Source organism: Neomoorella stamsii (assembly GCF_002995805.1).
Taxonomy (GTDB): domain Bacteria; phylum Bacillota; class DSM-521; order Neomoorellales; family Neomoorellaceae; genus Neomoorella; species Neomoorella stamsii.
The window spans coordinates 1-1232 of record NZ_PVXL01000066.1; the positions used below are offsets into that span (position 1 = coordinate 1).

General features: G+C 46.7%; 2 pseudogenes. Both read right to left on the minus strand.

The features are described 5' to 3' along the window. Positions 1 to 154 precede the first annotated feature (154 nt). Positions 155 to 604: pseudogene (locus MOST_RS18055) on the minus strand (YdcF family protein). Between the two features lie 488 nt (positions 605 to 1092). After that, a pseudogene (locus MOST_RS18060) lies at positions 1093 to 1232 on the minus strand (IS110 family transposase); the annotation flags it as partial.

Genomic DNA, 1232 nt, shown 5'->3' on the forward strand with positions numbered 1-1232 from the left:
CCAGCCCTACATATGTGGTATAATTCATCTTGCCAGCCTCCTTAGCTTGTAGCTCTGTATTGGTCTCTATTGTACCAATATAACCTACGTATCGCTACTGTGGGGCTGGCCCTTCCATTATGTCTATTAAACTACGCAATTAGCAAAGATACATTTACAAGTTATACCCGATCGCTTTAACCAGGTTAGCGATTACCTCCCGTAGTGCCAGCGGCGGCCTAAACATGGCTGTTTCATGGACACCGGCGCCGGAAACCTCTATGCCTAGCCGGCGAGCTTCGGTCATGGCCCGTAAAAGGTGAAAATCATGGGTGACAATAATGGCACTTTTCCAATCGTGTTTGCGCATAATGTTGAGGGCCCCAACCAGGTTTTACCTGGTGTTGCTCGAAGTGACTTCCTCATAAATTACATTGGCAGGTATACCATGGGAAATAAGAACCTGCCGGGCGGCGCTTCCTTCCGGGGTAGGATTAAATCTCCCAATGCCGCCTGTCGTAATTAGCGCCGGCGCATATCCCTGTTGATAAAGAGTTTCGGCCAGTGTAATACGTTCCATTAAAGCCGGGCTTGGACCATTCGCCCAAACAGCAGCACCTAACACTATAATAACATCAGCTCGCTTGGGAGCCGTATTCCACCCAAACCATTCGATATACCAGTACGTACTACCTAATATCAAGGTAATTAAGGCGGCAAAAATTATTGCTACGGATATGTTTTTTTCATGGCAAGTCTAGAGTATCTCCCCCACCTATCTCAATAATTTGCTTCTAGCTCGTTAAATCGCCTGCTCTCTTAGATTTTCAATTTTTATGATGAAGTCCAAGAGGGCAGACTAAACCTCCATCATCGTCCACAACAACAAGACGATGGCTTAATCTTTAAGTCTTGGGTAGTAACCTCACCACTTCTTGCCCTCGGCTACCCTATCATGTCTCCCGGGGTCTATGCCCTGTGTCATTCCTTCGTTCGGCCTTTTGAGGGCGGGTGGGTTATGCCTGGTACTTGTGAGCAGGATCTATGCCCTTATGGTGGGAATTAAGGCTTCCCCCACCCAAGACTTTTTACCTTGTGTTTGGGTTTTTATTTTTAAGCTGCTTGTTGTAATTGGGCGCGGCGATAGTCACCTAATACTTTGTCAGGGTCGTAGTTTTCTTTCTTCCTGGCCAGGCCGTACATTACCCGCAGTAATTTTACGGCTATGGCTATTAAGGCCTGCTTCTTTTTTA